The 3,181-nt window shown below is 67.8% G+C and carries 7 protein-coding genes; 6 read left to right on the top strand and 1 reads right to left on the bottom strand.

Going from position 1 to position 3,181, the window contains the following annotated elements:
• Positions 1-142: 142 nt before the first annotated feature.
• From ACJH7A_RS30200 to ACJH7A_RS30175, 6 genes are all read left to right on the top strand, one after another.
• On the top strand, positions 143-769 hold the full coding sequence (locus tag ACJH7A_RS30200) for a hypothetical protein (RefSeq protein ID WP_406803296.1): 627 nt from the start codon (positions 143-145) through the stop codon (positions 767-769).
• Entirely contained in the window at positions 766-1,389 is a 624-nt protein-coding gene (locus ACJH7A_RS30195; protein WP_406803295.1) for a hypothetical protein, read from the top strand. Before ACJH7A_RS30200 ends, ACJH7A_RS30195 begins: the two co-directional genes overlap by 4 nt.
• Positions 1,386-1,565 (top strand): amidohydrolase, encoded by a 180-nt coding sequence (locus ACJH7A_RS30190; protein ID WP_406803294.1) that lies wholly within the window; start codon positions 1,386-1,388, stop codon positions 1,563-1,565. Before ACJH7A_RS30195 ends, ACJH7A_RS30190 begins: the two co-directional genes overlap by 4 nt.
• Positions 1,566-1,628: 63 nt before the next feature.
• Positions 1,629-1,826, top strand: coding sequence for a hypothetical protein (locus ACJH7A_RS30185; protein ID WP_406803293.1), 198 nt, complete (start codon positions 1,629-1,631; stop codon positions 1,824-1,826).
• 17 nt (positions 1,827-1,843) lie between these two features.
• Positions 1,844-2,164 (top strand): hypothetical protein, encoded by a 321-nt coding sequence (locus ACJH7A_RS30180; protein ID WP_406803292.1) that lies wholly within the window; start codon positions 1,844-1,846, stop codon positions 2,162-2,164.
• Complete coding sequence (locus tag ACJH7A_RS30175) at positions 2,161-2,835, top strand: hypothetical protein (RefSeq protein WP_406803291.1); 675 nt, start codon at positions 2,161-2,163, stop codon at positions 2,833-2,835. Before ACJH7A_RS30180 ends, ACJH7A_RS30175 begins: the two co-directional genes overlap by 4 nt.
• A 44-nt stretch (positions 2,836-2,879) precedes the next feature.
• Here ACJH7A_RS30175 and ACJH7A_RS30170 read toward each other — a convergent pair whose 3' ends face one another.
• Positions 2,880-3,023 (bottom strand): hypothetical protein, encoded by a 144-nt coding sequence (locus ACJH7A_RS30170; protein WP_406803290.1) that lies wholly within the window; start codon positions 3,021-3,023, stop codon positions 2,880-2,882.
• Positions 3,024-3,181: the final 158 nt, after the last annotated feature.

Genomic DNA, 3,181 nt, shown 5'->3' with positions numbered 1-3,181 from the left:
GCACGCCAGCAGGCCCGATGAAATGAAGGAGAACAGTGCCGAATACAGCACACACGAATATAGACCGTCCGCCAGTCCGCGCGGCCGCCGCCTAACCCCACCCGATCAGAACCACGACCATTCCCAGCCCAAGGAGCCCACCATGCACCAGCTCACCATCGACGACAACGCCCGCATCACCACCGTGACCGATCACGCCGACTTCGGCGACGCCCACCACGCACTGTTGCAATACGTCATCGGAGCCGACTACTACCTGCACGCGGTCCACAACGAAACCGCGCACACCACCTACGAACTGATCACCCAGGGGACCCCGACCGACCCGAGAGCTCCGCAGGTCGCCGGCCGCGCCGTCATCGAACACCGCGCCACCGCCGAGCTGCCGGTGCCCGCCCCCTACTTCGTCGCCGCCGAAGCCCGCCGCTGGATCACCGACCACCAGGTCGATTGGGATTTCGGGGACCCCCGCACCTACCCCGTCGCTGTGCTGAACCTGGCCCACGCCGAGGCCCACCGCGCCCTGCGCGTCGGGTCACTGATCACCGAAGCAGCCAGTTTGGCCGGCGCCACCGACGCCGCGATTCCCAACGTCGCAACCCTGGAAATGTTGCGCTGCAACGCAATTGAGAACTCCACCACGGTCGTCACCCCGGCCCAGATCGCCGACACCGTGCAACAGCTGCTCCCCGCCGGCGCGACCGCACAGCAAGCCGCGGCGCTGGTCTGGTACTACGCGCTGATCCAGTGGGGAGCGAACGCATCATGACCTCCCCGCACAAAGACCACCCCACCCTCGAGGTGGTCAGCGATCGCCCCCGCTTGTCGGTGGCACCAGAGCTCGAGGGCGACGACTGGCGTGAACACAGCGTCATCGAAGAGTGGTCCGCCGAGCACCAACTGGTCGGTGCCCTGATGTGGCTCACCGCCGCCCAGGCCCGACGGGTACTCGAGCTGGTCCCCGACAGCGCGATCTTCCGGCCCCAGACCCGCTGGGTCTACGAACTGATCCGTCGCACCGTCGACGCGGGACGCAACCCCAGCCCGGTCGTGGTATTGGACGCCGGCCGCCGTTACAGCGGCAGCGACGCACTCAAGCCCACCCAGGCCCCTAGCGGTGCCGAGCACCGCCGCCTGGCCCTGTACCTGTTCGAGGTGTACCAGTCCGCGGTAGCGCCCACCGAAACCGTCGACACCTACGCCGCCATGGTGCTCGAGGGCGCCTACCGACGCGCGTTCGCGCTCTGCGGAATCCGGATGCAACAACTCGCCGAAGCCGGAGCCGAGCGCGCAGACCTCAACGACCAGTTCATCGAAATCCGCGACGAGCTCGCGGACCTGCGCCGCCGCGCCGACAAGGCCGCCAAACCCGAAAAGAGCCCATCGTGAGCACCAGCACCCAATACCACCGCACCGACGCCCGCATCGCGCGGCGCGTCGGGGCCGCCGCCGCGGCCGGCGCCCTGCCCCTGGGCCGCTCAGCCATCCGCGCCCGAGCCTGGCAAGAAACCCTCTACAGCCGCGCCCAAATTCGTGCAGAACGCCACCTGCGCAGCCCCCGATAATAGAAACCAGATGTCAGACCACGGCGATACGGTTCACATCACGCCACCGGAAAGGAGCCACCGATGCACGACCGACAACCACGGCATGCTCACCTGGCGCGCATCACCGGGGGTGAGGTCGCATTCATCATCGGGGTCCTCGTACTGTGCGCCCTCGTCTGGGGCGCGACCGCGGTGGTGTACGAACTGACCGGCGCCACCGAAACCGGGGCGGTGACCAGCTCTGTGATACCCACTGCGCCGGCCCCGTCTACGAAATAACCTGCGGGACAGCAGCGATGCCGAACACTGGACCCAGCCGAACACCGAGCGCGGACCTTGTCGCGAGCGTCACCGCAACGATCATCGGGCTCGTGGTGAGTGGCATCGCCGTGCGCTATCTGCCCTACGCACTGGTGTGCGGCCTGTTCCGCGTGGTGGCGCCCGATCCCGACCCGCTCGAGGCGACCGTCGCCCTGGTCCTCTGCCTCGGTGGCTGCTACGTCAGTGCCGTGGCCGGATACAAGGCCGGCCGATGCGCATACCAACCGGTCCGACGCTGGTTGATCAACCCGAGACCACCGTTCCGGTCACCACGGAAAAACCCTGAGGCGCTATGACACTCACCAAGAACCTCGCCGCGCTCGCTGCCGTTGCGGCGGGTGTGGCACTGTCGTGCGCACCGCCGGCGGCCGCGGCCGCCACCGTGTCCCCTGGCGATGAGATCGACGCCGTAGCGGCCGGCTGGAGTGCACGCTGCACCCTCGGCTACACCTACACCACCCGCGAGGGCATCACCTACGGGATCACCGCCGGGCACTGCAACGAACGGCCCAGCAGCTACGTCACCGATCGCACCACCGGCGCCGTCGGCCACTTCGTGGTCACTGTCTCCGACCCCGACGAACACTTGGCAGACGACTACGCCCTGATTTCCTTCGGCCGCAACGTCTCTGTCCCAACCATGTACGGGATGCCGGTTACCGGCACGGCGGGGCCCGACTCCCGCACCCCGATCTGCCACGCCGGCATCCGCACCGGGGTGGCCTGCGGCCAATTCGACGGCCGCTTGGCCGCATCGCAGTACTGCACCACCGGCATGCCTCAATCCATCCCCGGAGACTCCGGTGGACCGGTGTGGCAGCTCAACCACACCGTCGGCGCAACCATCGTCGGTATCTGGCTAGGCGAGCACATCAAGGCAGACGGAACGCACTTCGGTCGGTTCATGACCATGCCCGACGTTTTCGCCGGGATCAACGCGCGCATCGCCCACGCCGACAACGCCTAAGCCACGCGCCCGCGACGCCCATCACATCGGCGCGACCACCACGGTCAGAAACGCAACGCCTGGGCAGGCCACGCCACATCGACCGTGACCTCGCGGTCCGGCCGATCACCGGTAACCAGCCACGTCAGCACATCGGTGGCCACCGGCCCCTCCGCGGCCGCTAACGCGGCCATCAGCGCACTGTCCATACCCGCCACCATAGCGCGCCCACGCCCTGGCCTCACCGCCGCTGCGCACCGTGGCCGGTGCGTCCGGCCACCTGGCGGCGGCCGAAAAACCCTGCCCCACACCAAAACCTAGTCAGCAGGTGCCCTCAGCGTAATCGGGCTCTACCGGTGGCTTGTCA

It is taken from the genome of Mycobacterium sp. SMC-17, assembly GCF_045310915.1.
Lineage (GTDB): Bacteria > Actinomycetota > Actinomycetes > Mycobacteriales > Mycobacteriaceae > Mycobacterium.
The sequence above is the reverse complement of the archived record's forward strand: the minus strand, read 5'-3'. Positions and strand labels throughout refer to the sequence as shown.

Excerpts from the sequence above, each read along its gene's own strand:
- ACJH7A_RS30200 (WP_406803296.1), top strand. The coding sequence starts at position 143 with ATGCACCAGCTCACCATCGACGACAACGCCCGCATCACCACCGTGACC.
- ACJH7A_RS30195 (WP_406803295.1), top strand. The coding sequence starts at position 766 with ATGACCTCCCCGCACAAAGACCACCCCACCCTCGAGGTGGTCAGCGAT.
- ACJH7A_RS30185 (WP_406803293.1), top strand. The coding sequence starts at position 1,629 with ATGCACGACCGACAACCACGGCATGCTCACCTGGCGCGCATCACCGGG.
- ACJH7A_RS30180 (WP_406803292.1), top strand. The coding sequence starts at position 1,844 with ATGCCGAACACTGGACCCAGCCGAACACCGAGCGCGGACCTTGTCGCG.
- ACJH7A_RS30175 (WP_406803291.1), top strand. The coding sequence starts at position 2,161 with ATGACACTCACCAAGAACCTCGCCGCGCTCGCTGCCGTTGCGGCGGGT.
- ACJH7A_RS30170 (WP_406803290.1), bottom strand. The coding sequence starts at position 3,023 with ATGGACAGTGCGCTGATGGCCGCGTTAGCGGCCGCGGAGGGGCCGGTG.